The organism is Lawsonibacter sp. (assembly GCF_022777125.1).
In the GTDB taxonomy this organism is placed as follows: Bacteria; Bacillota; Clostridia; order Oscillospirales; family Oscillospiraceae; genus Lawsonibacter_A; species Lawsonibacter_A hominis.
Window position 1 is genome coordinate 1 of sequence record NZ_JALFGV010000159.1, and the last position, 26,434, is coordinate 26,434.

The 26,434-nt window shown below is 64.2% G+C and carries 20 protein-coding genes and 2 pseudogenes; 2 read left to right on the plus strand and 20 right to left on the minus strand.

Going from position 1 to position 26,434, the window contains the following annotated elements:
- The first annotated feature begins 435 nt into the window (after nt 1–435).
- Nucleotides 436–4,119, plus strand: a complete 3,684-nt coding sequence (locus tag MR825_RS13010; RefSeq protein ID WP_287881103.1) for an S-layer homology domain-containing protein — start codon at nt 436–438, stop codon at nt 4,117–4,119.
- A 74-nt stretch (nt 4,120–4,193) separates the two neighbouring features.
- Here the strand turns inward: MR825_RS13010 and MR825_RS13015 are convergent, their stop codons facing one another.
- The 19 genes and pseudogenes from MR825_RS13015 to MR825_RS13105 all read right to left on the minus strand — a co-directional run bounded on the left by MR825_RS13015 (nt 4,194) and on the right by MR825_RS13105 (nt 22,192).
- Complete coding sequence (locus MR825_RS13015; protein ID WP_256176158.1) at nt 4,194–4,649, minus strand: MarR family winged helix-turn-helix transcriptional regulator; 456 nt, start codon at nt 4,647–4,649, stop codon at nt 4,194–4,196.
- Nucleotides 4,650–4,714: 65 nt separating this feature from the next.
- Nucleotides 4,715–5,140 carry a 3-hydroxyacyl-ACP dehydratase FabZ gene (gene fabZ / locus MR825_RS13020; protein ID WP_186907477.1) on the minus strand — a complete coding sequence of 142 codons (426 nt, stop codon included), beginning with the start codon at nt 5,138–5,140 and terminating at the stop codon, nt 4,715–4,717.
- The gene (gene fabF, locus MR825_RS13025) at nt 5,131–6,384 is read right to left on the minus strand and encodes a beta-ketoacyl-ACP synthase II (protein WP_287881104.1); all 1,254 of its coding nucleotides are present in this window, start codon (nt 6,382–6,384) and stop codon (nt 5,131–5,133) included. The genes fabZ and fabF overlap by 10 nt, the downstream gene beginning before the upstream one ends.
- An 82-nt stretch (nt 6,385–6,466) precedes the next feature.
- Entirely contained in the window at nt 6,467–7,210 is a 744-nt protein-coding gene (gene fabG / locus MR825_RS13030; RefSeq protein ID WP_186907479.1) for a 3-oxoacyl-[acyl-carrier-protein] reductase, read from the minus strand.
- Complete coding sequence (gene fabD / locus MR825_RS13035; protein ID WP_186907480.1) at nt 7,201–8,142, minus strand: ACP S-malonyltransferase; 942 nt, start codon at nt 8,140–8,142, stop codon at nt 7,201–7,203. The genes fabG and fabD overlap by 10 nt, the downstream gene beginning before the upstream one ends.
- Before the next feature lies 1 nt (nt 8,143).
- Nucleotides 8,144–9,078 (minus strand): annotated as a pseudogene (locus MR825_RS13040) (nitronate monooxygenase).
- Nucleotides 9,079–9,172: 94 nt separating this feature from the next.
- Nucleotides 9,173–10,111 carry a beta-ketoacyl-ACP synthase III gene (locus MR825_RS13045; RefSeq protein WP_287881105.1) on the minus strand — a complete coding sequence of 313 codons (939 nt, stop codon included), beginning with the start codon at nt 10,109–10,111 and terminating at the stop codon, nt 9,173–9,175.
- A complete protein-coding gene (gene accA / locus MR825_RS13050; protein ID WP_287881106.1) occupies nt 10,108–10,878 on the minus strand; it encodes an acetyl-CoA carboxylase carboxyl transferase subunit alpha in 771 nt (256 codons plus the stop codon). The genes MR825_RS13045 and accA overlap by 4 nt, the downstream gene beginning before the upstream one ends.
- The gene (accD, locus tag MR825_RS13055; protein ID WP_287881107.1) at nt 10,868–11,758 is read right to left on the minus strand and encodes an acetyl-CoA carboxylase, carboxyltransferase subunit beta; all 891 of its coding nucleotides are present in this window, start codon (nt 11,756–11,758) and stop codon (nt 10,868–10,870) included. The genes accA and accD overlap by 11 nt, the downstream gene beginning before the upstream one ends.
- Before the next feature lie 60 nt (nt 11,759–11,818).
- Nucleotides 11,819–13,185: pseudogene (accC, locus tag MR825_RS13060) on the minus strand (acetyl-CoA carboxylase biotin carboxylase subunit).
- Between the two features lies 1 nt (nt 13,186).
- Nucleotides 13,187–13,621 carry an acetyl-CoA carboxylase biotin carboxyl carrier protein gene (locus MR825_RS13065; RefSeq protein ID WP_287881108.1) on the minus strand — a complete coding sequence of 145 codons (435 nt, stop codon included), beginning with the start codon at nt 13,619–13,621 and terminating at the stop codon, nt 13,187–13,189.
- A 3-nt stretch (nt 13,622–13,624) separates the two neighbouring features.
- On the minus strand, nt 13,625–13,852 hold the full coding sequence (acpP, locus tag MR825_RS13070; protein WP_287881109.1) for an acyl carrier protein: 228 nt from the start codon (nt 13,850–13,852) through the stop codon (nt 13,625–13,627).
- Nucleotides 13,853–14,121: 269 nt separating this feature from the next.
- Complete coding sequence (locus MR825_RS13075) at nt 14,122–15,456, minus strand: transglutaminase-like domain-containing protein (RefSeq protein WP_287881110.1); 1,335 nt, start codon at nt 15,454–15,456, stop codon at nt 14,122–14,124.
- Between the two features lie 304 nt (nt 15,457–15,760).
- Complete coding sequence (locus MR825_RS13080) at nt 15,761–16,510, minus strand: DAPG hydrolase family protein (RefSeq protein WP_287881111.1); 750 nt, start codon at nt 16,508–16,510, stop codon at nt 15,761–15,763.
- A 118-nt stretch (nt 16,511–16,628) separates the two neighbouring features.
- A complete protein-coding gene (locus MR825_RS13085) occupies nt 16,629–17,927 on the minus strand; it encodes a TRAP transporter large permease (protein WP_243204743.1) in 1,299 nt (432 codons plus the stop codon).
- Nucleotides 17,924–18,481 carry a TRAP transporter small permease gene (locus tag MR825_RS13090; protein ID WP_186907490.1) on the minus strand — a complete coding sequence of 186 codons (558 nt, stop codon included), beginning with the start codon at nt 18,479–18,481 and terminating at the stop codon, nt 17,924–17,926. Before MR825_RS13090 ends, MR825_RS13085 begins: the two co-directional genes overlap by 4 nt.
- Nucleotides 18,482–18,552: 71 nt before the next feature.
- Entirely contained in the window at nt 18,553–19,596 is a 1,044-nt protein-coding gene (dctP, locus tag MR825_RS13095) for a TRAP transporter substrate-binding protein DctP (RefSeq protein ID WP_287881112.1), read from the minus strand.
- Nucleotides 19,597–19,693: 97 nt separating this feature from the next.
- Nucleotides 19,694–20,470 carry a nuclear transport factor 2 family protein gene (locus MR825_RS13100; RefSeq protein ID WP_186907492.1) on the minus strand — a complete coding sequence of 259 codons (777 nt, stop codon included), beginning with the start codon at nt 20,468–20,470 and terminating at the stop codon, nt 19,694–19,696.
- 15 nt (nt 20,471–20,485) lie between these two features.
- Complete coding sequence (locus MR825_RS13105) at nt 20,486–22,192, minus strand: UGSC family (seleno)protein (RefSeq protein ID WP_186907493.1); 1,707 nt, start codon at nt 22,190–22,192, stop codon at nt 20,486–20,488.
- 198 nt (nt 22,193–22,390) lie between these two features.
- Here MR825_RS13105 and MR825_RS13110 point away from each other — a divergent pair, with 198 nt between their 5' ends.
- Nucleotides 22,391–24,649 carry a LuxR C-terminal-related transcriptional regulator gene (locus MR825_RS13110; protein ID WP_186907494.1) on the plus strand — a complete coding sequence of 753 codons (2,259 nt, stop codon included), beginning with the start codon at nt 22,391–22,393 and terminating at the stop codon, nt 24,647–24,649.
- A gap of 683 nt (nt 24,650–25,332) precedes the next feature.
- Here MR825_RS13110 and acrA read toward each other — a convergent pair.
- Nucleotides 25,333–26,433: an acryloyl-CoA reductase electron transfer subunit beta gene (acrA, locus tag MR825_RS13115; RefSeq protein WP_287881113.1), complete on the minus strand. Its 1,101-nt coding sequence runs from the start codon at nt 26,431–26,433 to the stop codon at nt 25,333–25,335.
- Between the last annotated feature and the right edge of the window lies 1 nt (nt 26,434).

Genomic DNA, 26,434 nt, shown 5'->3' on the forward strand with positions numbered 1-26,434 from the left:
GAGCAGGCGGGCAGCCAGATGGCGGCCATTCTGGCGCGGAACAACCGGCGGGAGCGATCCGGGACCGTCCAGGCCGCCCTGGAACGGGCGGCGGAGGAAAAAGGAGACAAAATGAAAGAAAACGGGTAGAAAGTTGCGAAATTGGCAAAAGCGATCCTTATACTCCACAATCGTTGCCGCGGCGAAGGCGCAGAAAATCGCGGTTTTACCTGCTTGACAAAAATTTTACCACATGGTATTTTTAAATTACCAAATACGGGAACGATCCGGCGCAGAATTGCTGAAGATTCAACGGCGGGACGGGTACGGCAAGGGCGCTGAGAGGTTGGTTCTCAGCGCCCTTGTTTATCGCCCGACTTCTCGTGCAGGAGGTGGAAGCAGAAGGAAAGCAGGTTGCATCAGGATGGTATCATCATTCATAAGGAGGAAGGAAGAATGACTCAAAAGACCAAGTGCTCCAAGCGCGTGCGGGGAGTGTCCCTGCTGCTGGTGCTGGCGATGCTGGCGTCCCTGCTGATGCTGCCCACCTCCGCTGCCGAGACCGCTTCGCTGGAGGTATCCGGGAGCAGCATCTACCTGTCTGAGGAAGGACAGTCCTTTACCGCCAAGCTGACCGTTCCTGCCAGCCAGGTGAGCGGCGATGTTCAGGCCTGGGCCGAGGGCCTTACCTGGACCCTGAGCCGGGACAAGAGCGAGCAGGACCCTGCGCTCTACCCCTACTGCTACACCGGCGACGAGCTGAAGGACTGGCAGTCGTGGGGCACCAACGGTACCGACGGCGCCGGCTACTTTGAAGTGGGCGAGCCGGTTGCCGTCTCCGCCGATGGCAAGGTCACCGTCACCCTGACCTTCACCAACAACGCCTTTGTGGTGAACAAAGAGGGCGCCAACGCCCTGGGCGGGAACGGCGTATCGAACCGCAACGTGTATATGAGCTTCACCGGCGACTATGATCTGGCGGCCAGTGTTGACGGAAAAGTGCTGGCCAGCACCGTGATGGACGTCAGAATGTACGCCAGTTATCTGCATTATTACGAATCCTATGAGACACTGAAGGAGATCCAGAAACTGGCGGAAGAGAACGGCCGCTATCTGGGCATTGAGATTTACGGTGAGTCGGAAGGCGGCTATCCCCTGATTTATGCCTACCTGTCCGACAGCGAGAAATCTGTATCGGACTTTATGTCTACAAACGCGATTGCCGAGACCGATCCCGCCGCCCTGCAGGCGAAAATCAAGGAGGGCAAGCTGGGCGGCAAGGATTACCGCATCCCCTTCCTGATCAACAACGTGCACCCGGACGAAAACCCCGGCGCAGACGCCCATGTCAACCTGCTGCGCACGCTGGCCACAGAGGACACCATCAGCTACTGGACCCTCACCGGCCTGCTGGAGGGCGAGGTGGACACCTCCCTGTTTGACCCCAAGGTGGCTGCCATCGACGGCTTCACCGGCCTGGGCTCCCACCGGATCAGCGGCAGTGAGGAAACCGGCCACAATACCGGCAAAGAGGACGCCAGCGAATACTATACCATCAGCGATGAGATCGTGGTGGATGTGGACGAGATCCTGGATAACATCATCTTTGTCTGTGTCCCCAACGAGAATGCCGACGGCCGCACCTACAACTCCCGCCGCAACGGCAACGGCTTCGATCTGAACCGCGACGCATCCAACCAGACCCAGAACGAGACCTATTACCTCTACCAGGTGGTCAACAAGTGGAATCCCGTGGTCTTTGCCGAACTGCACGGCTACATGGAAGAGTACCTGATCGAGCCCTGCACGCCTCCCCATGAGCCCAATATGGAGTATGACATCCTGGTGGAGAACTTCCTGAGGGGCGCCGAGGCCTGGGGCAGGGCTTCCCTGGGCAGCATGTCCGCCGACGGCTCCTATGACTATAAGTTCCAGTCCTACTACACCCCCCTGCGCGACGACTTTACGCCCGGCGTGGGCTGGAGCGCCTGGGACGATCTGTGCACCAACTACGGCCCCAGCTATGCCATGCTCAACTGCGGCGCCATGGGCTACACGGTTGAGATCCCCTGCTCCAACGAGGCCAGCACCCGCGTTCTGGAGTACGGCCTGTACGGCATGATCGACTATGTGATGGAGCATAAGGACGACATCTACCGCAACCAGCTGGAGTTCTTCCGCCGCGGCGTGGAGAACGAGGACCACCGTGCCGACATGGAAAAGTGGTACGTGGACATGAGCAACAATACCCTGGAGAGCGACACCTGGCGCGTGCCCTACGCCGAGAACGGCAAATACTTCCCCGAGTATTACGTCATCCCCGTGGATGCCGAGAGCCAGCGCGACACTGCCGACGCCTGGGCCATGGGCGGCTTTTTGACCCGTAACGGCGTTGAGGTGCGCAGGCTGACCGCCGACGTCACCGTGGGCGGCACCACTTACAAGGCCGGGTCTCTTGTGGTGGATATGTACCAGGCCAAGCGCAACTATGCCAACACGGTGCTGTGGCAGGGCGCCGACGCCTCCAGCTCCGGCTTCCCCGACCTGTATTCCGAGTCTGTCTCCAACTTCCCCGAGATGCGCGGCTTTGACTGCGTCCCCGTCGCCACCGTGGGCGCGTTCAGCGGCAAGCTTTCCGACGTGCTCACCGACTTTGCCGGCGAGAGCCTGCTCTCCGGCTCCGGCGCGGCTGTGGTCCTGTCCAACAACGGCGCCGAGGCCGTCCGCGCCGTTAACGCCCTGCTGGACGAGGGCAAGACCGTCGGTATGATCACCGAGGGCGCGTATCAGGGCGACTTCCTGGTCAGCAACGCGGTCTTTGCCTCCGTGAAGGACGAGTTCGTCCTCACCGGCACCGCCGTCAGTGAGCTGCCCGTGGCCTATGCCATTTCGAAGCCCACCGTTTTCCTGGCCGGACGCTATGATGCGTTCTCCGGCTATCAGATCACCGAGGGCTATTATGCGCAGTGGTTCTCGGACGGCTACGGATTCATCAATTACCGCAACGTCCACCAGAACGGCACCTCCAACTACGATGTGATGGCCTATGACAAGCAGCTGGGCTTTACCATTACCGACGAGCCGGCCCAGGCGGACGTGATCGTGGGCAACGTGGCCCTGAATCAGGGAGAGAGCGGTGCGGCCGCCGTGGCCGCCGTCAAGGCGGGGGTCCCCTACATCGCCACCGGCACCAGCCCCCTGAAGTACATCCAGGAAAACCTGATCACCGATCTGGAGTATGCCAGCCTGGGCATGGAGGCCCTGCACACGGTGGAGTATCCCACCGCCAGCCTGATCACCGCCAGCCAGGTCAAGGATGCGGACAATGTCATCTATACCTACAACTGCGGCGTGATCACCTCCGTACCCGAGGGCGCGCAGGTGCTCATCAAGGCTGCCGATCAGGACGCCTTCCTTGCCGGCTGCTGCCTCAATGAGGACGGTACCCCCCTGGATGGCTATGTGGAGGCCTTCGCCATCGAGCGCTCGGGCATGGACATCACCGTCTTTGCCAACTCCACCAATAACCGCGCGCACCAGCAGGACGACTATCAGTTCGTCACCAACGCCATCTATGCCAAGAGCCTGACCGGGGCCGCCCTGACCGCGGCCGCCCTGGACCAGCCCGCGCCCAAGGGCTTCTCCGACGTGAGCGCCGGCTATTGGGCCGCAGAGGGCATCCGCTACGCGGTGGCCAACGGCCTGATGACGGGCACCTCCGCCACCACCTTCGCGCCGGCCGCTACCACCACCCGCGGCATGCTGATGACCGTGCTGGCCCGTCAGGCCGGCGAAGATACCACCGGCGGCAGCGTGTGGTACGAGAAGGGGATGGAATGGGCCAAGACCGCGGGCGTGTCCGACGGCACCAACCCCGGCGGCGCCATCACCCGCGAGCAGCTGGCCACCATGCTCTACCGCTATGCGCAGAGCAGGGGGGACGACGTGAGCATCGGCGCGGATACCAACATCCTCAGTTACAATGACGCCCAGGAGATCAGCGAGTGGGCCATTCCCGCCATGCAGTGGGCCGCGGGCGAGGGGATCATCACCGGTAAGACCGGCGGTCTGCTGGACCCCGCCGGCACCGCCTCCCGCGCCGAAATGGCCGTCATCCTCATGCGCTTCCTGGAAGCGTAAGCAGACCGGTCTCCGGAATCAAAACAGAAACAGCCGCCCGCCTTCCAACGGAAGGCGGGCGGCTGCGTTATGCGCTATTCCGCAGCGGCGGGGGGGAGGGGGATCTCGGGCATCAGTTCCGCCGAGACGATGGTGAGCATCTCCTCCAGCTTGGCGGCTTCCTCGGGAGAAAAACGCTCCTGGATCCGGCCCATCACCGTGTTCAGATATCGGTAACTGATGTTGTAGTAGTCGATATACTTTTGGGTGACTTCCAGATGGTACTCGCGCTTGTCGTCGGGGGACTGGACCTTGCGGACATACCCCTTCTGGATCAGACTGTTGACCTTATAGGCGGCGTTTGGGGGCGAGATCGCCACAAAGCGGGAGAATTCGTTGATGGTGGGCTTGCCCAGGGCCATGATGATCTCCATGCAGAAGGTCTCCACCGTGGTGAGGCTGGCCTCCCGCTTCTGAAAGCGGGCGAAGACCGCCCGGTAAAAATGCAGCTTGAACTTGGTGTATACCTGGTTGAAGGCTGCCTCCAGCATATGCCACACTCCTCTGATCTGCTTCGTTCCAGCACAGTATAGCAGATTGCGGCCCATCCGGCAAGTCAGCCGACGGCAAAGGTCAGCTCCGCCTGACAGGCAAGCTTGCCCGCCACCCTGGCCTCCGCCTTGCCGAAGCCCACGCCGCCCCGCTGCTCCACCAGCGTGCAGGAGAGCTCCAGCACGTCGCCGGGGACCACCTGCCGCCGGAAGCGGCAGCGCTTTACTCCGCCGAAGAACGCCAGCTTTCCCCGGTTTTCCGGCAGAGACAGGGCGGCCACCGCGCCGGTCTGGGCCAGAGCCTCCAGAATGAGCACCCCCGGCAGGATCGGGCGGCCGGGGAAGTGCCCGGCAAAAAAGGGCTCGTCCAGGGCGACGCATTTGTACCCCCTTGCCCACACGCCGGGTTCGTAATCGGTGATGCGGTCCACCAGCAGAAAGGGCGGCCGGTGGGGCAGGATGTCCATGATCTGGACCGTGTTCAGTTCCATGCGCATCCCTCCCAGCGCCGCAGCAGCAGGCTGACGTTGTGGCCGCCGAACCCCAGCGAGTTGGACATGGCGTATTCCACCCCGGCCGCCCGTCCGGCGTTTGGCACTACGTCCAGATCGCAGGCCGGGTCGGGCTTCTGATAGTGGATGGTGGGGGGGAGGAAGCCGTCCCGCAGGGCCAGGGCGGTAAAGAGCGCCTCCACGGCGCCGGAGGCCCCCAGCAGATGGCCGGTCATGGATTTGGTGGAGCTGATGGCTAGGCGCCGGGCGTGAGGGCCGAAGGCGGCTTTGATAGCGGCGGTCTCGCAGGCGTCGTTGAGCGGGGTGGAGGTGCCGTGTGCGTTGAGATAGCCCACCTGCTCCGGAGCGATCCCGGCATCCGCCAGGGCGGCGCGCATGCAGGCGGCGGCTCCCGCTCCGCCCGGGGCGGGGGCTGTGATGTGGTGTGCGTCACAGGTGGCGCCGTATCCGACCACCTCGGCCAGGATATCGGCCCCGCGCCGCTGTGCATGGGAGAGCTCCTCCAACAGCAGGATGCCCGCCCCCTCTCCCATCACGAAGCCGGAGCGCTCCGCGTCGAAGGGGATCGAGGCACGCTCCGGGTCGGGGCAGAGGGTCAGCGCATGCATGGAGGTGAAGCCGCCGATGCCGGAGGGAGTGATAGCCGCCTCCGCTCCGCCGCAGAGCATCACCTCGGCATAGCCGTCCCGAATGTGGCGGAAGGCGTCGCCCACGGCGTTGGAGCCGCCCGCGCAGGCGGCCGCCGGACAGGCGCACATGCCCTGAAAGCCGTACCGGATGGCGATGTGCCCCGCCGCCAGATTGGTGATGGTCATGGGGATGTAGAAGGGGGAAATGCGCTCGAAGCCCTTTTCCGCGCCCTTTTGGATTTCCCGCTCCAGGGTGGACAGACCGCCGATGCCGCTGGAGACCAGCACACCGCAGCGGGCCGGGTCCTCCCGCTCCGCGTTCAGGCCGCTGGCGGTCATGGCCTCGGCGGCGGCGGCCAGGGCAAACTGGGCAAAGCGGTCCAGCTTGCGGACGTCCCGTTTGTCGATGCAGTCTTCGGGGACAAAATGCTTGACCTCGGCGGCCAGGCGGACCTTCTGTCCGCCGGCGTCATACAGGGTGATGGGGGACACGCCGCATACGCCGGCACGGGCGGCGGCCCAGCTCTCCGGGGCATTGCGGCCGATGGGGGTCAGCGCCCCCGCGCCGGTGATCACGACCCGTCGTTTTTCCATAGTCAATCTCCTTTTCAGACGGCTCCCCGGCGGCCTGCCGAAGAGCCTGTCGGCTGCGCGCCCAAGGCGCGCGGCGTGTGCCTTAAACGGCCATGCCACCGTCCACGCAGAGGACCTGCCCGGTGATGTAGGCCGCCTCGTCGCTGGCCAGAAAGGCCACGGCCCTGGCTACGTCCTCTGCCGCGCCCATACGGCCCATGGGAATGGAGGCGAGCAGGGCGGCCCGGGCCACTTCGGGCAGCGCGGCGGTCATATCTGTGTCGATCAGGCCGGGGGCCACCAGATTGACCGTGACGTTCCGGCTGGCCAGCTCCTTTGCAAGCGATTTGCCCAGGCCGATGAGGCCCGCCTTGCTGGCGGCGTAGTTGGTCTGGCCGGGGTTGCCCCGCAGCCCCACCACGCTGCTGACCGCCACGATGCGGCCGCAGCGCTGCTTTACCATGGGGCGGCAGGCGGCCTTCATGCAGAGGAAGGCGCCCTTCAGGTTGGTGTTTATCACCGTGTCGAAGTCCTCCTCCCGCAGGCGCAGCATCAGCTCGTCCCGGGCCACTCCGGCGTTGCAGACCAGAATGTCCAACCGGCCGAAGCGCTCCAGCACCGCCTGCAGCATAGCCTGACAGGCGGCGGAGCTGGCCACGTCGGCCTGAAGGGCGAAGGCCTGCGCGCCCACGGCGCGGCATGCCTGGACCGTTTGTTCGGCGGCGCCGGCGCTGCCGGAATAGTTGACGGCCACGCTGGCCCCCTGCCGGGCCAGCTCCAGACAGATGGCCCGCCCGATGCCGCGGCTGCCGCCGGTGACCAGCGCGGTTTTCCCGGTTAAACGCATGTGGATGCTCCTTTCAGGGCGGCCACCGCCGCCTCCAGTTCGTCCGCCGTCTCCACCGCCAGCGTGCGGATGGAGGGGGCGGCCTTTTTCACAAAGCCGGAGAGGACCCGGCCGGGGCCGATCTCCAGGACGGTGTCCACCCCCAGCGCCTCCAGACGGCGGATGGTGTCCTCCAGGTAGACGCTGCTCTGCACCTGCCGCTCCAGCAGGTCGGGAATGCTTTGGCCGGGGCGGAGACAGTCGCCGGTACAATTGAAGAGCACCGGAAACGCCATGGGGCCGAAGCGGAGGGAGCGAAACCGTTCCCGCAGCGCGTCCCCCGCGGGGGCCATCAGGGAGGTGTGAAATGCGCCCGAGACCCGCAGCGGCTGGCAGCGCCTGGCTCCGGCCTGCAGGGCCAGCACGCAGGCCCGTTCCACCGCCGCCGCGTCCCCGCCGATGACCAACTGGCCGGGACAGTTGTAGTTGGCGATGGATACCGTGCCGCAGGCCTGGGCCGCCGCGCAGACCTGCTGCAGAGCGGAACGGTCCAGCTTGAGCACGGCCGCCATGGTCCCCGGGCGGCCCCGGGCCGCCTGCTCCATGGCCCGGCCCCGGAAGCGGACCAGACCGATGGCGGTCTGGGCGTCAAACACCCCGGCGGCGTGGAGGGCGGAATATTCGCCCAGACTCAGGCCCGCGGCGTAATCCGGACGGATGCCCCTCTCCCGGAGCAGAGCGGTCATCCCCGCGGCAAAGGCCACCATGCAGGGCTGGGTGTGCTGGGTCTGCCCCAGCCGTTCCTCCGGCCCGAAAAAGCACAGCTCCTTTAACGCAAGGTCTGCCGGAGCGGCGTCGAATACCGCCCGGAACGCGGGGTAGGCCGCATACAGGTCGGCCCCCATGCCCGCGTGCTGGCTGCCCTGGCCGGCGTAGAGAAAAGCCAGCTTCATCTCAGCGCACCTCCTGCTCCAGCGCGGACAGCCGCTCCCGGCAGCCGTGCCACAGGTCTTCGAAAATGGCGCGCAGGGGGCGGATCTCCCGGAGCATGCCCGCCACCTGCCCCGCCATGAGGCTGCCGGTGCGGGTGTCCCCGTCGAAGACCGCCCGGCGCAGGCTGCCCAGCGTGAACCGCTCCAGCTCTTCCGTGCCGGCGCCGGCCTTTTCCCGGGCCAGATAGTCCCGTGCCATCTGGTTTTTCAAAAGACGCACGGGCGTGCCCCCAATGCGCCCGGTCACGGTGGTGGAGCTGTCCCGGGCCTTGAGCAGGGCCTGCTTGTAGTTGGCGTGGATAGGGCACTCCGCGCTGACCAGCAGGCAGGTGCCCAGCTGAGCGCCGCAGGCGCCCAGGGCGAAGGCGGCCAGCAGCTGGCGGCGTCCGCAATGCCGCCGGCGGCCACCACGGGGATGGACACCGCGTCGCACACCTGGGGCACCAGAGCCATGGTGGCGGCCTCGCCTACGTGGCCGCCGGACTCGGTGCCCTCGGCAATGACGCCGTTCGCCCCGGCCCGCTCCACCAGCTTGGCCAGCGCCACCGCCGCCACCACGGGGAAGACCTTGGCCCCGGCCTGCTTCCACAGGGGAAGATAGGGGGCGGGGTTGCCCGCCCCGGTGGTGATGAAGCCTACGTGCTCCTCCGCGGCGATCTGGGCCATGGCCCCGGCCTGGGGGTGCATGAGCATGATGTTCACGCCGAAGGGCTGGTCGGTCAGGCGGCGGCAGAGACGGATCTGCGCCCGAAAGGCGTCGGCGTCCATGCCGCCGCCGCCGATCAGACCCATGCCGCCGGCGTTGGAGACGGCGGCGGCGAAGGGGGCGGTGGCAATGTTGGCCATGCCGCCCTGGATCAGGGGAAATTCCGTCCCCAAAAGTTCGTTTAAGTTCATTGTCAGCCTCACAAGAATCCGCGCGCAGACACGCGCGGAATAGCGCCAGGGCGGCCCGCGGCATAAGACAAACGGCCCCCGAAAAGCCGCCGCTTTAGAACGTCAGCAGGACCCCGCCCCAGGTGAGCCCCGCGCCGAAGCCCGCGCAGATCACCTTCTGCCCGGCGCGCAGCAGGCCCGCCTGGGCCATCTCGTCCAGGGCGATGGGGATGCTGGCCGCGGAGGTGTTGCCGTAGCGGTCCATGTTCTGATAAAACCGCTCCAGCGGAAGGCCCAGCCGCCGGGCGGCGGCGGAGACGATGCGGGCGTTGGCCTGGTGGGGCACAAACCAGTCAATCTCCTCCCCACGCAGGGCGGACTGCTCCAGCAGGGTGCGCACGCAGCGGGGCAGGGCCTCCACGGCGAAGCGGAACACAGCCTGGCCGTCCATGTGGATGACGGGGTGCGCCGGTCCGGGGCCTTCGATCCACAGCGGGGCCGCGTCGCCCCGGCTGCCCAGGGTGCAGGCGTAGGGGACCTGATCCAGGGTGACCACCGCCGCCCCGGCTCCGTCGCCGAAAAGGACGCAGGTGTTCCGGTCGGTGAAGTCCGTAATGCGGCTGAGCTGCTCGGCCCCGATGACCAGCGCGTAGGGGCGCGCGTCCTGCAGCAGCAGCCCCCGGGCCGCCTGCAGCGCGTAAATAAAGCCGGTGCAGCCCGCGCTCAGGTCAAAGCAGGCCAGTTCCTCCGGCAGGCCCAGCCGCTGCTGGACCAGGCAGGAGACCGAGGGGGAGGCGTAGTCGGGCGTGACGGTGGCGGTGATACAGGCGCACAGCTGTCCGGGGTCCGCTCCGGCCCGCTCCAGCGCCAGCCGGGCAGCGTCCGCGGCCAGGGAGGCCGCCGTCTCCTCCCCGCAGCAGAAGCGCCGCTCCCGGATGCCGGTGCGGGAGGCGATCCAGGCGTCGCTGGTATCCACCCGGCGGGAGAGCGCGTCATTGGTGACGATCTGCCGGGGCAGCGCCCGGCCGGTCGCGCAGATGCGAAGGCCCTTCATGATCCGATCCTCCGGAATGTTTCATAGCGCCGGGCGGCGAAATGCCCTTCCCGCTCCACCTGACGCAGGTGCCGGGAGAGGGCGCGGTCCACCGTGGCAAACGCGGCGGCCGGGTCCAGATGGGCGCCCCCCTCGGGTTCGGGGAGGATCTCGTGGATCACGCCCAGCGACAAAAGGTCGGCAGCCGTGAGCTTCATTACCTCGGCGGCCTCTCCGCTGCGCCCGGCGTCCTTCCACAGGATGGAGGCAAAGCCCTCCGGCGAGAGGACGGAGTAGACCGCGTTTTCCAGCATCAGTACCCGGTTGGCCACGGCGAGGGCCAGCGCGCCGCCGCTGCCCCCCTCCCCGGTAATGACGCAGAGGACCGGCACCTCCAGCGTGGAGAGCAGGGACAGGCAGGAGGCGATGGCCTCCCCCTGGCCCCGGGCCTCGGCCTCCAGGCCGGGGTAAGCTCCGGGAGTATCCACAAAGGTGATGACCGGCCGCCCGAATTTTTCCGCCTGGCGGAAGAGCCGCCGGGCCTTCCGGTAGCCCTCCGGGCCGGGCATGCCGAAGTTGCATTTCAGGTTTTCGCTCAGGTCGCGGCCCTTGCGGTGGCCCACTACCGTGACGGGACGGCCGTGGTACAGGGCCACGCCGCCCAGAATGCTGGCGTCCTCCCGGCATTCAAAAAAGTCGGTGAACAGCGCGGCGATGTAGTCCGCCGTGCCGGGCCGCCCCGCATGGCGGGCCAGCGCGACCCGCTGCGCGGGCGTTTTATCCGCCATGGGCGCGCGCCTCCTTTCCATGCAGGCGCAGCAGCCGGGCAAGGGCCGCCCGCAGCTGGGCGCGGGGGACGATCTGGTCCAAAAAGCCGTGCTCCTGCAGGTATTCCGAACGCTGGAAGCCCTCGGGCAGGGTCTGACCAATGGTCTGCTGGATCACCCGGGGACCGGCAAAACCGATCAGCGCCCCCGGCTCGGCCAGGGTGTAGTCCCCCAGGGAGGCAAAGGAGGCGGTCACGCCGCTGGTGGTGGGGTGGGTGAGGATGGAAATGTACAGCCCGCCCGCCTGAGAAAACCGGGCCAGGGCCGCGGAGGTCTTGGCCATCTGCATCAGGGACACGATGCCCTTCTGCATCCGGGCCCCGCCGCTGGCGGAGCAGATGATGAGGGGGCGGCGGGTGCGCCCGGCGTACTCGACGGCGCGGGTAAGCTTTTCCACCACCGCCGCGCCCATGCTGCCCATCAGAAACTGACTGTCCAGCACGGCGGCCACCACGCTGCGGCCGTCGATCATTCCGCGGGCGGTGACCAGCGCCTCCGCAAGGCCGGTGGAGCGGCGGGCGGCGCGGAGCTTCTCCTCATAACCGGGAAAGTCCAGAGGATTGGCGGCGGTCAGCTTTTCGTCCAGCTCCTGGAAGCTGTGGGGGTCCAGCAGCAGGCTCAAACGCAGATAGGCCCCGATGGGGTGGTGGTACCCGCAGGCGGGGCAGACGTACAGCGAGCGGACCAGCACGCTCTTGGGCGTGACCCCGCCGCAGGCGGGACATTTGCCGAACACCGCCTTGGAGGGCTTGCGGCGGGGCACGTCCCGCTCCTTGCCCTCCCGCCGCTGCTTGAGCTGGATCAGACGGGCGCGGCGCTGGCTGAAATTGGGTTGTTCCATGGGTTACCTCCAAACGGACTGCAAAACAGCGGCAGTTCAACGGCGCCGCCTGGGCGGGGCTTATCCGCCCGCCCAGGCCAGCAGTTCGTCCATGTGCTGTTCCAGAAAGCCGGTATCGTAAGTTCCCTTCACAAACTTCGGGTGGTGGAGGATCAGGTGGGCCAGGTCGGCAGTGGCGGGGTAGCCCCCAATGACCAGCTCCTCCAGCGCCCGGCGCATCCGGCGGATGCACTCCAGCCGGGTGGGGGCGTAGACGATGAGCTTGGCCGCCAGGGAGTCGTAATGGGGGGGGGCAGGTCATAGCCGGGGAAGAGGGCGGTGTCCACCCGCACGCCGGGACCGCCGGGCAGGTGGAGGAACGCGGTGCGCCCCGGCGCGGGCGCAAAGTTCCGGCGGGGGTCCTCGGCGTTGATGCGGCACTCCATGGCGTGGCCGGAGGGCCTGAGCTGCTCCTGGGTCGCGCTCAGCGGCAGCCCTGCGGCGATGCGCAGCTGCTCCTGCACCAGATCCACGCCCGTGACGGCCTCGGTCACCGGGTGCTCCACCTGGATGCGGGTATTCATCTCGATAAAATAAAAATGGCCCGTCCGGTCCAGGACAAACTCCACCGTCCCGGCGCTGCGGTAGCCGGCGGCCACGGCGGCGGCCACGGCGGCCGCGCCCATGCTCCGGCGCAGGGCCTCGTCCAGCGCGCGGGAGGGGGACTCCTCGATGAGTTTTTGATTTTTTCGCTGGATGGAACAGTCCCGCTCCCCCAGATGCACCACATTTCCGTGGGCGTCGGCCAGGATCTGGAACTCGATGTGCCGGGGCGCCTGGATCAGCTTTTCCACATACAGCGCGCCGTCGCCGAAGCAGGCCTCGGCCTCGCCCCGGGCGGCGGCAAAGAGCGCGTCCATCTGCTCCGGGGAATCCAACCGCCGCATCCCGCGGCCGCCCCCTCCGGCAGAGGCCTTTACCAGCACGGGATAACCCACTGCGGCGTCGGCCGCGGCGGCCTGGGCGGCGTCGGCCACCGGTCCGTCCGAACCGGGGACGACCGGCACGCCGCTTTGCCGCATCAGCGTCCGCGCGGCGGCCTTGCTGCCCATCTGACGGATCACATCCCCGGGCGGGCCGATAAAGCACAGGTCGCACTTGGCGCAGAGGTCGGCAAACTCCGGGTTCTCCGACAGAAAGCCGTAGCCCGGGTGGACCGCGTCGCAGCCGGTCTCCAGGGCTGCGGTGAGGAGGGCGGACAGGTTCAGGTAGCTCTCCGCAGCGCGGGGCGGGCCCACGCACACCGACTGAGTGGCCAGCTGTACGTGCAGCGCCCCGGCGTCGGCGGTGGAATGGACGGCCACCGTCTCGATGTCCAGCTCCCGGCAGGTCCGGATGATCCGCACCGCGATTTCGCCCCGGTTGGCGATGAGTACCCGCCGGAACATCTCAAAGCTCCCGGACGCGGAACAGGGGGGCGCCGAACTCCGCCAGCTCCCCGTCCTTCCGCAGGACTTCCTCAATGACGCAATCGAAGGGCGCGGGCACCTGGCTCATCATCTTCATGGCCTCCAGCACGCATACGGTCCCGCCCTTGCGCACGGATGCGCCCACCGGGGCGAAGGGAGCCTCCCCCGGCGCGGGGGCGGCGTAAAAGGTGCCGACCAGCGGGGCGGTGATCAGGCATCCGGAGAGCTCCGGCGCCGGAGCGGGCGCATGAAGCTGGGTCTGTAGCGGAGCAGAGGACGCGGGCGCGGCGGAAGCGGGGCCTGCACCGGCGCTCTTTTCCAGCTTGACGCGCCCTCCTTCCAGCGCTACCTCCAGCCCGGTCAGGGGGGAGGCGGCAAAACGCTCCATCAGGGCGAACACTTGCTGCATGTCCATGGCTTACTTCTGGTGGGCCCCCAGATAACGGACGATATCGCCCACGGTCTTCACATTTTTCAGCTCCTCGTCGGGGATGGACACGCCCAGGGCCTCCTCGATGGCCATGTTCAGCTCCACGGCGTCCAGGGAGTCCGCCTCCAGGTCTTCCGCCAGGTCCGCCTCGGGGGTGACGGCCTCCAGATCGCAGCTCAGCGTCTCCGCGATGATATTACGTATCTGCTCAAACATAGGGAAAAGCTCCGTTCTGTTTTGAAAACCAGTTCTAAAAATATAAATTATTTTAATTAAAATTATTTACTAAATAATTTAACTAAAATAATTTAAGCGATATTGCAGCAGGTTTCCGGGAAGTGTCAAGTAAAATTTTGGCGCGAAAAAACGCGGCCATGCAATCTGCATGGCCGCGTAAGCGTGCCTCCAAGGGGAAAAAACCGCATTGGGGCGCCCGCTGCGGGGCGTTCCCGTGGGGAAACGATGGATCGGGCGGGACCGTCTGGTCACAGCAGTTCAAACGACAGCAGCTCCTGGGTACACTCGCGCTCCGGGTCGTCCAGGCCGCGTCCGTCTACCATCAATTCCCCCCGCTGATTGTCATAGGGGTCCTGCCGCCAGCCGGGCATGGGCGGGGTGAGGGGGGCGTAAAACTCGCTGTTGGCCACCATCCGCCAGGGGTCCAGATTGCCGAAATAGTGCCGGCGGCGCTGCGCCTGGCCCTGACGGCGGGCGGAGGAGCCGTAGGAGCAGTCGGCCCACAGCCAGCCGTGGGGGGCGATAAAGAACATGGCCCAGTCGTGGGGGCCGACGGAGTCGGGGCGGACCGCAAGGCCGCTCTGCCACCGGGCGGGGATGCCCACGATGCGGCACAGGGTGATGAACAGCAGAGCGAACACGCCGCAGTCCCCCCGCAGTTCCCGGGCGCAGGTGTCGGCGATGTCGTCCAGCTGCAGGTAGGCGGGCTGATAGCGGTAGTCGACATAGCCCGTTACATAGTCGTAGAGAGACCTGGCCTTTTCAACAGGGGAGGACAGGCCGTCCGTCAGGCGCTCGGCCAGCGCGCGCAGGTAGGGGGTAAAGACCACATGGGGCCACTGCTCCTCCAGGTCGAAGGAGGGTTGGACCCGGCTGGGACGGATGGTCAGGGGATCGATGTAAACCGCCCGGTAGAGATACCGGTAGGTGACCGTAAAGGAGTCACGTCCGCGGCTCTTCCACCAGATCGTACGCTGCGGCGCGTCCTCCGGGGCGCACACCCCGCCGGGTGTGGCGTCCAGGATCTGGATCTCACTCTGCTGGGGGCAGGCGGCGGGAATGGGCAGCCACGCCTGGACCTCCCGTCCCGCCGGATCGATCCGGGCACGGATACCGGCGCGCAGCGTGATGCGCGCGGTAAGAGCGCCCGCATCGCGCAGCCGCTCCAGCGTCAGCTCCCGCTCCGTCTGGTCCGTGTGCTCCTGATGCAGGCCGGGGGCCTGGGCGGGGTAGAGGCGCAAAGACTCCAAAAACCGCTCGTGATAGTGGGGAACGGAGCCGATCATACGCCAGTCAATGCGTCCGGCATCCACCAACCCGTCAAATTGTTCCTCGGAGCAGCCGGGCCATTCGGCGCGGATCATGGCCAGGGCCTGGGCACGGTCGTAGGGGTAGTCGCGGGGCAGACGTTCCAACCGCAGCCGTTCTACCATCAGGCGCTCCGCCAGCTCGGGCTGCCCGGCGGCGGACAGACGCAGGTCGATCAGACGTTTGGCCCCCTCCAGGTCACCCATGGCCTTCCGGCGGGCAATATCGGGGGGCAGGGCATCGGTCAGATGAACAAAGGCCTCGTTTTTCATCATGGGGCAGACCTCCCTTCCTTAGCCCTAGCATAGCACAAACGGGAGAATCTGCCAAGAGAAACCGCGGAAAAAGGGGAGGAAACGGCCGGAGGATTATGGAGCCTCTTGCTCCGAAGAAGGTCCGCGGGGAGGACCGGCAGGAGCGGGAACAGGGCAGGGCGCAGCTGATCCGGCGCGCCCCCCAGCCGTAAAGCGCAGGCCATAGCCGGTCGGCGTCAGTATAGCAGTACGCTCGTTTTCAAAAAGGAAGAACAGAGGGCATTCCTGGAGAGATGCCAGGACGGGCGGGCCATGGCTCTGACGGCTACCGCTCTGTCCCGCCGAATTCAGGATAGAGCCGCGGCAGTAAATAGGCCAGGGTAGCCATCTCATGGGCACAATGATTGGCAAGGCCGTACGCACGTTCTTCTGAAATACGCTCCCCTGCTTTTAGGAGAACGACAGGTTTACCGTTGAGAAAATGGAGCCCTACCCAAAAGCGGGAGCGGTACTCAATTCCCTCCGGCGTCTTCCGGACATAATGCATAACGACAACAGGAAGCGGCCGGTCAGCGGGGGAACCGTCGGCCGGTTTGATCAGGCCGTTGGAGCCTCGGATAAGAACGATGTCGTCTTGCTGTGCCACGCGCCGGAGATCAAACCCAAAGAGCGCCGGATTCATCCGCCCCACAAAATAGAAATCCTCCAGACCCATGCCTACATTTTCCTGGGCCCAGGAAGGGCCCACACGGATGTGGCTTCCGGGGCACCAAAGCTTATAGCGCAGATCTTCCTGCTCGTGCCAAGGCCCCCACCAGTTATTTGCCTGAGGGGTCACGCCGGGCATTTTGGTCAGTGCTGCGGCATACCCCACCCCGTTGGGCAGTACGCAGTAACCGCTCTCGCGGGGCAGGTAACCCGGCTCCAAAAGTGCGTCCACCTGGTCGGGCAGCAAGGCGTCGGCGGGATCCATCGGCGCACCCCAGACGATCTGGGCCATGGTTTCCGGTGCGGGAGACTTGGCCCCTTCATAGTAGTATTTGGAATACGGCTTGCGTGTCTCGGCGTCGCTCAAGGGGGGAAGCTGAAGGGGGGGCGGCAGAACGAACCTAATAACACATCCTTTTTCAGTCCGTATGGATAGGGCCGGGCGGCAGCCGTTCCGGCCGCCGCCCGGCCCTTATAAGAGCGAGCTAGGACATTAGACTGGGCAGAAGCAGAGAAAGCTGGGGGATATACATGACCAAAACCGTGGCCGCAAAGGTAGCGATGACATAGGGCCAGATACCCTTCATCAATGTGATCAGCGGTACTTCCTTTACTCTGGCCCCGATGACGAACAGACAGATGCCGACGGGCGGAGTAATGGAGCCCAGCGCCACGCACATGGTAGACAGAATGCCGAACCAGACCAGGTCGAACCCGAGCGCGGAGACCGCAGGCGCAAACAGTGGAATGGTAAGCATCATGATGACAGGGGTGTCGATAAAGCAGCCCAGGACCAGATAGATGATTACGATGACCCATATGATGGCCATGGGGGGGAGCGCCAGGCCGGTGACCCAGGAGGAGAGCATGGCGGGGAGCTTGGACAGCCCCATGAAAGCATTAAACAGCTGAATGCCGATAAACATGAAGAACAGGCCGGAGGCCTGTACGGCGCTCTCCTTTAACGTCTGCAGGATCTTTTTTCCTCCGGCGCGGTGCTTGCAGATCACGATAATAAGGCAGACGATAACACTGATGCCGGCCGCCTCATTCACCGTGGTAATGCCGCCCCAGATGCACACCATGATAAAGACGACCAAAAGAAGGATCGGCCAAGCGGCTTTTAAGGAACGAAGCTTTTCCGTCAGAGTCGTCTTCTCTGCGCGCGGGGCCCAAGCGGGTCTGAGTTTGACTAAAACGGCCGTGGTGATACACAGCAGGAGGGTCAAAAGGATTCCAGGCAGCCATCCGGCCATAAAGAGCTTGCCAACGGAGGTCTGGGCCAGGATGCCGTAAATGATGATCGGCGTACTGGGCGGAATCAGAATCGCGAGAGGGCCGGCGGCGGCAATGGAACACAGACCCAGCTTGGGCTCATAGCCATACCGCTTCATTTCAGGCCATGCGACTTGACTCATGACCATTGCCGTCGCTTGCCCGGAACCACAGATAGCTCCAAAAATCGCACTGGCCACAGTGCTTGTGATGGCCAAGCCGCCGGGCAGGCGCCCAAACCACTTGCGGGCAGCACCGTATGCGTCCGTAGTCAGTGCTCCCATTACCGCAAAATCACCCATCAGCATAAACATGGGCAAGACTGCGAGGGAGTAAGACATGGCGGTTGTAACCGGAATCGTCTGCAGATAAGTCAGACCGCCGCCAAATCCCAAGATCATGACCACGCCGATAAAGCCGGAAATAAAGAAGGAGAAGGCGAGGTTTACGCCGGCAAACATCAAAATGAGCATCAATAAGATACCCACGATACCGGCGATCGTCGTCATTTGCACGTCTCAGTTCCCTCCTCTCCGGTAACGCCGGCATTACGCGTGCTATTCCAGCAGATGAAATCGTGCAGGTCGGTTATGACTAGGATCAGCAGCTCTAAGGCAATAAGAACATATCCGACCAGAGCGATCGCATAAAAGGGGCCGTAAGGGATCTTGAGCACAGGCGTTCCCACACTGGAACGGGCCAGCTGCTTTGCGGAGGAGAGCGCCAGCTGCCAGATCAACAGACCGCTCATTCCGCAGCAAAGTGCATTTCCAACAGCGGTCACCAGAAGCTGGATACGGGGCGAAAGCCGCTCCACGATGACCGGAACCGCGATACAGCGGCGCAGCTTGATGGCCAGGGCCAGGCCGGTATACACAAAAATCGACATGGAAACCTCAATAATCTCTTGGGCGCCCGTTAAAGGATGGTGGAAAAAATAGCGGCCGATTACATCCACAAAGCTGACCGATGCCATAAAGAAGAGGACCGCTGCGGAGATCCAGGCAAACAGATTGCTAACCATATGTACGGCCTTTGCCGCCATAATCAACATTTTTTTCATAGCATGTCTCCTAAATGGGGCCCCGGCCGTTCGGATATGAATGGCCGAGGCCCATATCGGCATGTCGGGACTTATTTAAGGTTGTATTCGCAGCGCTCGATGACCCGTTCGGTCAGATCCATGATTGCAGTACCGTCGTGACCGGCGGAGTTCAGGCCTGTCACAAATTGTTCACGCAGGGGCGCCACAGCGTCCTGCAGCTCCTGCTGGAACTCCGGCGTAATGGAGTACAGCTCCATACCGCCTGCCACGCAGGCCTCGATGCCGTCGGAATAGGTCTGCTGTACTTTGTTGATGACACGGTAACGCTGCTCTTCGCAGGCTTCCATGAGCGAGAGCTTCAGACTGTCCGGAAGGCTGTTGTACGCATCCTCGTTCATAGCCAAAAACAGCAGGCCGCCATGGACGGGGTATTCCATGATGTAGTCCAAGACGTCATACAGCGCATTGACCTGCATCAGATGGGGGCTGGTCATGGCCCCGTCAACAATGCCGCGGTCCAGGGACAGGTACACGTCGGACATCGGCATTGCCACAGCAGAAGAGCCGAAAGACTCAAGCATATCCACCGCGATACCGGAGACCGCCCGCAGCTTTAACCCATTGAAAGAGCCCATGCTCTCGATTTTGCTGTTCTTGACCGCCAGCATCTGCATATCGGTCGGCGCGAACATCAGCGGAACCGTCTCGTTGTTAAACTCGTCCAGATAGCCTTCATAGTAGAGAGAATAAATAATTTCACTGACCGTGCTGGGGTTGGAGGCAAGGAAGGGGACCTGTACGATATCCGCCACAGGGAACTCGCCGGCCGTCTGGGCCGCGGCATTAAAGTACATCTCGACCGTCCCGTTTCGCGTCATCGCCAGGGCGTCTGCGGCAGTACCAAGGCTGCTCATATCATAGAGGGTAATCTGAATGCGGCCGCCGGTTTTTTCTTCCACAAGGGCAGGGAAATCCTCCATAAAGGGCTGGTCGGCATTCATAATGCTCAGCTTGAATTCGTAAATCTGACCGTCATCTGCAGCGGTACTGCCGCCCGATTCGCTGCCGCCGCTGCATGCGGCTAAGGAAAAGATCATTCCCAGCGCAAGGACTAAACTCAGAATCTTTTTCATATTGTTCTCCTTTCCAATCATCCGTCGCGTTTTCTATTGTACGTCAAGTCGAAGGGACCGTCTATACCCGTATTTCCCACACAGGCATATTTGGCGCTCACAGGTCCGCCGAGGGGTTGTTTTCAATGACGCCGGGCTTTTTGCCATGGGCAAATTCAAACTTGCTGGTGGCGGTGTCGCCGGGGAAATACTCGTCCTTAAATTCCCCCATGGCCCAGTCCATCATGGTACCCGTATAGGTCTCGTAGGGCTTGGGATTGACCGGGAAAGGCTCCCGCGCGGTGAGCGTGTCGTAGGGGTGGAAGAACGTGATGGGCTCCGTCTGGAACTGATGCCGTTTCGGGGGGCCGGTCATGATGTCCTGCCAGCAGTCGGTCCAGCTCTTGTAGTAATCGCAGCGGAAGGTGCGCCACCACTTCATATGCCAGATCTTCCAGGCACCGTTTTCCTTGATGAAATCCACGCTATAGCTGCCCCAGCACCAGAAACCGTGCGGGACGCGCTGCGCGTCGACCTGAGTCTCGAAGCCCGGGGAGTGCCAGGTGCCCTTTGCGGTCTGACCGTCTCCCGCCACCTCGATGACCGGGGTGGCCAGGGTGTGGATAAACATGGTGCCCACCGGCTCCTCCTTCATGACGGTGCCGAACAGATACTGGACCGCCTCGGCGCCCACCCAGACGCCCCAGTCGGATACCTCCATGGATACGTCCGGCATGGTCAGCGCAAAGCAGTCGATTGGGGTGCGCCACATCGTCAGGGGATTGTGTACCACCTCGTAGCGGCCCATGATCTTCTGGATCTCGTTGACCGCCTGAAGACGCTCCAGCTCCCTTTGGCAGGATTGGAGCAGCGCTTCCATTTCCTTGTGTTCCAATGCGTTCCCTCCTTGTTAGTAATCCAGATAGCGCGGGACGATGTCCCGATAACGCGCCACTAAACTGTCCCAGTTTTTTGGCAGCTCCACTTTGGTGCAGGATGGGCCGCCGTGATCGCCGCCGCCGGTGACCGCCACGCCCCACTGGGCGCCCGCCACCACGATGAACATGTGCGCATCGTTCCAGAACCGCCGGGCGGAGTAGCTGCCGTCCAGGGGCGTCTCCACCGGAATGCCTCCGTCCTTGCGGGGCTCATGGTTGCTCTCCACCAGCCAGCGCAGGTTCCACTCGTCGGCGGGGACGCGGTTGTATTCCACCACATAATCCAGAATGCGCTGCTTGGTCCAGCCCGCCTGGGCAAACATGGCGGCAATCTCGGGGGAGAGAATAAACACCCCGCCGGTCCACCAGCCGAAGGCCTTGACCTGGCACATGCTCTTGAGGAAGCTCTCCGGCGTGAACGCTCCGCCCAGACCGCCTCCGCCCAGCGTCTGCACATCGGCCGGCCAGAACATGGTAACGGTGGAGTCCTCCGCCGTAAAGCCGTACCGGGTCTGGAGCGGTTCCCAGGGGCTCTGCGCTTCGTTTTCCGCGATGCATACGCCGCCGCGCCCCACCGTGCCCATGGCGGACATGTCCTCCATCCCCTGGCGCACGCCGCCGATATTCATGGTGATGTAGGCCAGCGCCCGCGGGATGGCGGTGTTGGGCTTGTAATAGGGGCTGAGGACGGCCCGGCCGCTGTGAAGGTGGATGTCCTTTGCGACCCTGCCGTTGACAAAGGTGAACGGCATCCAGTTGGCGTTGGAGCAGGTCCAGCCGCACAGCTGGATGTTGGGCGCCAGCATGCCCCGGACGGCCGCAAGAATGACCGGCAGATAAGTGGGCAGACACCCGGCCATGACCGCATTGACGGCCACCTTTTCCACTGTGGCGATGCCGTTCATGGGGGGAATCGTTCCCAGAACCGTGTCGGGGGACAGATCGGTGCCGGTCAGCATCTCATCCACGGCCTCACGGGTGGGAGGGACGATCGGCAGGCCGGTGGTCCAGCCCAGCTTGTAGAATTGGTCGTTGACCTCCTGAAGGGTACCGGTAAAGGTATAGCTGGAATAATCCCGGGCCCGGGTCGGGCGGGCCTCCTCCTCGGTGAGCGGGGCCGTCAGCGCGGCGGCGATTTGGTCGGTCACCCGGCGTACCTCAGGGCGGACGACCCGCTCGAGCAGCGCGTCGTCGATGACCTTCTCGCCCGACAGATCGCCAAAGGACATCTCTACCAGCCGCAGGCCGGGCACCCCCTGGGAGGCGGCGCCCCGTTTGGAGGAATTTTGAAAGGACCGGCAGAGAAGGTCTACCGTGGGTTTGCCCTGTTTTTCAAAGAAAGCGGCGTTTTTTGCCAAAAATAGGGAACAAGACCCGGCGTCGCCGTAGGCGGTGATGACGGCGTCAACCCCGGAGGCCCATGCTGCGGCCTGCGCCGCATATGCGTCGTCCTGGATCAGCTCGGTAATCTCCTTGAGGTATTGAAAATGAGTAAAGGTCACGCCGGAAAAACGTGCCGAAAGCTCCCGGGCGACCTCATCCAGGATCTTGATGGCGTGTCCCTTGAAGTGGGCGTACAGGCCGATGGTTTTTCCCGCCAGAGTGTCCAACCGGGGCGAGAGCCCGCGGGGCTGCCGGGATTCGGCTGCGGCCCAGGGGCTGAGAACTGTGTATTCCAAGCGCAGGCACTTCCTTCCATACCAAATGGGATAGACAAAATCACTATCCTTGTGATTGGATTATAGGGCTGAGTTATCAAAAACGACAACCACCCGTTTGGGTAGTAACTTTCCAGTAACTTTCGCAAAGTAAAACGGGAAAGCGCCTTGCCATCCCAAAGCGGTTGTGCTAAAGTAGAAAAAAAGGAGGGCGGGCCCATGTCGCTACAGGAGCTTTTGCGGGATATTTGCGCGGAATATGGGAGCCGCATCGCCATCGCGTCCGACGGACCGCCCATACCGTACGCTGTGCTGCGGCGGCGCATCGATTCCATCAGCCGGAGCCTGCTGGAACTGGGCTGCGGGCCCGGCGCGCATATCGTCTATTTGCGGTGTGCGGGGCATGCCTATGTGGAGCTCTTGTTCGCCGCAGCACAGATCGGCGCCGTTTTTTGCCCGGTCAGTCCGCGGACGGAGCCGGAGCGCCTGCTGGCGCGGCTGAAGCGGTTTGCGCCCGATCTGGTGGTGGCGGACCGGGACGTTGTGGCGGGACTCCGGGAGGAGCTGTCCCCCCTGCTGCCCCTGCGGCGGGTGGTGGTCTACCCGGCCTCCCGCCGGTTTTTGTCCTACCAGAGCTTAACCCGCAAACAGCTGGTGCTGGGCCGGTATCCGGTGGAGGACGCAGCGCCCGTGACGGCGCTGCTGGATGAGGGGAGCGAGCGGATCCGCACGGTATCCTATGGCGAACTGGGCGCCTATCTGGCGCACTGCCGCGGGGCGCTGCGGCATCCGCCGGGCACCGCGCTGCTGTGCGTGCCGTATCCCTGCCTGACCTATGTACAGGAGATCTGCCTGGGACTGGCCTGCGGGGATACCCTGCTGCCGATGGAGTCCTTTGAACCCAAGGATTTTATCAAGACCGTCAGCGGCCGTCCGGTGGACAGCGTTTACCTGACGCCCAGCATCATCAATGCGGTCAGCATGGATTCCAGATTCCTGATTGGCAACTTTTCCCGGCTGCGCCGGGTACGGATCGGACAGGCATACTTTGACCGGGATACCGCGGCGCGGATGCAGGGGCTGCTTGAGCCGGACTGTGTGGTGGAGAAGGATACCGGGTTTCCGGAGAGCGTGACCCGGCTCACGCTGCATGCCGCCGAACTGTGCCCCGAGGAGTGGGATGCCGCCGCCGTACCCATCAACTCCATCGGACGGCCGGTCGAGGGGGTGGAGGTCTGTCCTGCGCTTCCGGGGGCCTGTACGGCGGGAGAGCCTGGGCTGCTGCAATTCCGCCGGTCTGAGGATGCGCCCTGGCAGACGCTTGGACGGGGATGGGTGGATCGGGAAGGGCTGGTCCGCCTGAGCTGGGAGATGGAGTGCCCGCCGCTTCCGGAAAACGCCCCGTTTGCAGGGCTGCGTACCGGCGTTTCCAATCGTTCTGAATTTGAGCAGGCCGCCCGGGCGCTGGCGCTGACCACCTATTTGGAGGTCTTCGACGCCTTTGCCCACATCTCCGCCAGCAGTGCGGCCGAGGCCTTCGAACGGGCCTGCTGTCAGGCCGTTCTGAATCATTTCGGCTGTGCGGCCGCCGCGCTGTCGATCCCGCGCCGGAGCGTCCAGGCGAGCATTGTGCGCGCTTCCGTCATCTGGGAGGCGGAGCATACCTGTGTCTCCCACGGCCATCCGGACGCCTTTTGGGTGCGGGATGGGACAAAAATCCGCCTGGCGTCCCCGGGGGAGGCCTGTTTCCCGGCGGGGTGCTACCTGGTCTGCCATCCGATTTATTCCCGGGGCTGCCAGCTGATGGGGGAGCTGTACCTGGCCTTTCCGGAGGACCGCCTCCCCACGCCGGAGGGAGGGGCCAAGCTGTGCGTGGCGCTGCGCCATCTTGCGGTTTTGCTGGAATCCCATCGGGATCTGGCGGAGACGGCCGTCCGGCTGGAGCTTTACCGGCGGGCCATGGAGCTGGCCGGAGACGGCATCGGCATCAGCGGCCTGGAGGTCAAGCCAACGCTGCTTTTCGTCAATCCCAAGTCGGCGCGGTTTATCAATCTGGGCAAGAGCGACGCCGCCTTCGGCGTCCTGCTGGAAAAGATCCAGACGGCCAATCTGCAGGATCTGCGCCAAGGGGGGAAGAACAGCAGCTCCCGTTCCTTTTTTTACACCGATCCGGAGCATGGAAAGACCTGGGTGAACTACCGCACGGAAAAGGTCGTTGTGGATGGGGAGCCCTATGCCATCGCATTCTGCAACATGCGGGAGAGCGGCGGAGAAGCCCGGCACCTGGAGGGACTGCTCAGCGAGCGGGAGCTGGAGATCGTACGGCTCATCACGGAGGGGCTGACCAACAAGGAGATCGCCGGGCGGGTCGGCATCTCGGTCAACACGGTCAAATACCATGTTGCCCGCATCTATGAGAAGATGCAGGTCACCAACCGGACGGAACTGCTGTCGAGCACCTATCTGCGCAAACAATAAAGGATGAGCCGCGCCGTCCCGGGCGGGTACGCCGCGGCTCATCCGGTCAACCCCGGGGGCGGGGCGGGGGAGAGCGTGCACGTGTACGGGACAGACCGCCCTGCGGGCGCAGGGGGGCGTCTGGCGCCGAATGCGGCCGGACGGTTTGGGCGAACGGCTGGCACAGCGGCGCTGCAGGTCCGGTGCCGGAAGGCCGGGGCCGGATCAGGGCGCTCGGATCCTCAGGTTCAGCAGCAGCGAAAGAAGGGAGCAGGCCGGCAGCAGGGCCGCCGGGGCGGCGCAGGAGCCGGAAGCGGTCACCATGGCCCGGCGAGGGTGGCTGTAAAGGAGGTCGGGATGAGCATGGTATTGGCGATGCTGAAGTTCATCGCGAAATGCTTTGTCCCATAAAAGGCGCTGACAAAAGCGGAGGAGATGGGAGGCGAGCAGCCGTAGGACGGGCCCGCCAGACAGATCCCGGCCGCGCACAGAAAAAGCGCATGGTCGGGATAAAGTTCAGCGCCAGCTGAGAGACGCTCCGGATGAACGCCTGGGCCAGCGGAGCCTTCAGGATGGACCAGGCGTAAAGGATGCCCGCGAAGGGCATGCATCCCACGCCGCACAGCAGATAGGGGCGGCGCACCGGCGCGCGGCTACGGGCCTGTTCCGATTCTGTACGCCTGCTCGTTCGGTTTTCCCGTCGCCTATCCCTTGCTGGAGGCTGCCGCTTCGATCATGAGCGGAAGGACCTGGAACAGGTCGGCAGGGATGCCGTAGTCGGCCACCTCAAAAATGGGGGCGGCGGGATTTTGATTCACCGCCACGATGCACGCGGCGTCCTGCATGCCCGCCTTATGCTGGATGGCCCCGGAAATGCCCAGGGCAATGTACAGCCGGGGCCGGACGGTCTTGCCGGTCTGGCCCACCTGGTGGTCCGCGCCGATCCAGCCCGCGTCCACGCAGGCGCGGGAGGCGCCCACCACGCCGCCCAGGGCGTCGGCCAGCTGCTGGGCCAGCGCCAGGCCGGTTTTTACGTCCCTGCTGATGCCGTAGCCCACGCTGACCACGACCTCCGCGCCGATCAGGTCCACGGCGGCCTTGGCCTGCTTGACCACCTCCAGCACACGGGTCTTCTGATCGCGCTCATCCAGCGTGACAGGGCAAAGCTCCACCCGGCAGGCGTCGGCCTTGGACTGGTCGAAGGGGGCGCACTGCATCACGCCGGGCCGGACGGTGGACATCTGGGGCCGGAACCGGGGGCAGATGATGGTGGCCATCAGGTGGCCGCCGAAAGCAGGACGGGTCATCTTCAGACCCTTGTCGGTCAGGTCCCACTTCATACCGTCCACATCCAGGGTGGAGGTACGCTTTAAAAATTCCTGATACTTGGCCACATCCACATCCAGGTGGGTACAGTCGGCGGTAAGGCCGGTGTGCAGGCGGGCCGCGCAGCGGGGGCCCAGGTCCCGGCCGATGTTGGTGGCGCCGATGAGCACGATTTCCGGCTTGCGCTCCATGACCATGCCGCAGACCACCTTGGTATAGGCGTCGGTGGTGTAATCCTTCAGCAGGGGGTGCTGGCATACATATACCCGGTCGGCCCCATAGCCGCCCAGCGTGGGGGCCAGCGCCGCCACGCCGTCGCCCAGCAGCAGGCCGCAGAGCTCCACGCCCAGATCGTCGGCCAGCTTGCGGCCTTCGGAGAGCAGCTCGAAGCAGGTGGGGTTGAGCTCCCCGCCGCGCTGCTCGCAGAATACCCACACGCCCCGGAAGGCGGCGGGGTCGGTATTATGAAATTCAGTCATT

Excerpts from the sequence above, each read along its gene's own strand:
- MR825_RS13075 (WP_287881110.1), bottom strand. The coding sequence starts at position 15,456 with ATGATGAAAAACGAGGCCTTTGTTCATCTGACCGATGCCCTGCCCCCC.
- acrA (WP_287881113.1), bottom strand. The coding sequence starts at position 26,433 with ATGACTGAATTTCATAATACCGACCCCGCCGCCTTCCGGGGCGTGTGG.
- acpP (WP_287881109.1), bottom strand. The coding sequence starts at position 13,852 with ATGTTTGAGCAGATACGTAATATCATCGCGGAGACGCTGAGCTGCGAT.
- fabF (WP_287881104.1), bottom strand. The coding sequence starts at position 6,384 with ATGGAAAAACGACGGGTCGTGATCACCGGCGCGGGGGCGCTGACCCCC.
- MR825_RS13015 (WP_256176158.1), bottom strand. The coding sequence starts at position 4,649 with ATGCTGGAGGCAGCCTTCAACCAGGTATACACCAAGTTCAAGCTGCAT.
- MR825_RS13110 (WP_186907494.1), top strand. The coding sequence starts at position 22,391 with ATGTCGCTACAGGAGCTTTTGCGGGATATTTGCGCGGAATATGGGAGC.
- fabZ (WP_186907477.1), bottom strand. The coding sequence starts at position 5,140 with ATGGAACTGAACACGGTCCAGATCATGGACATCCTGCCCCACCGGCCG.
- MR825_RS13065 (WP_287881108.1), bottom strand. The coding sequence starts at position 13,621 with ATGGACATGCAGCAAGTGTTCGCCCTGATGGAGCGTTTTGCCGCCTCC.
- MR825_RS13010 (WP_287881103.1), top strand. The coding sequence starts at position 436 with ATGACTCAAAAGACCAAGTGCTCCAAGCGCGTGCGGGGAGTGTCCCTG.
- MR825_RS13085 (WP_243204743.1), bottom strand. The coding sequence starts at position 17,927 with ATGACGACGATCGCCGGTATCGTGGGTATCTTATTGATGCTCATTTTG.
- fabG (WP_186907479.1), bottom strand. The coding sequence starts at position 7,210 with ATGCGTTTAACCGGGAAAACCGCGCTGGTCACCGGCGGCAGCCGCGGC.
- MR825_RS13045 (WP_287881105.1), bottom strand. The coding sequence starts at position 10,111 with ATGAAGGGCCTTCGCATCTGCGCGACCGGCCGGGCGCTGCCCCGGCAG.
- accA (WP_287881106.1), bottom strand. The coding sequence starts at position 10,878 with ATGGCGGATAAAACGCCCGCGCAGCGGGTCGCGCTGGCCCGCCATGCG.
- MR825_RS13090 (WP_186907490.1), bottom strand. The coding sequence starts at position 18,481 with ATGAAAAAAATGTTGATTATGGCGGCAAAGGCCGTACATATGGTTAGC.
- dctP (WP_287881112.1), bottom strand. The coding sequence starts at position 19,596 with ATGAAAAAGATTCTGAGTTTAGTCCTTGCGCTGGGAATGATCTTTTCC.
- fabD (WP_186907480.1), bottom strand. The coding sequence starts at position 8,142 with ATGAAGCTGGCTTTTCTCTACGCCGGCCAGGGCAGCCAGCACGCGGGC.
- accD (WP_287881107.1), bottom strand. The coding sequence starts at position 11,758 with ATGGAACAACCCAATTTCAGCCAGCGCCGCGCCCGTCTGATCCAGCTC.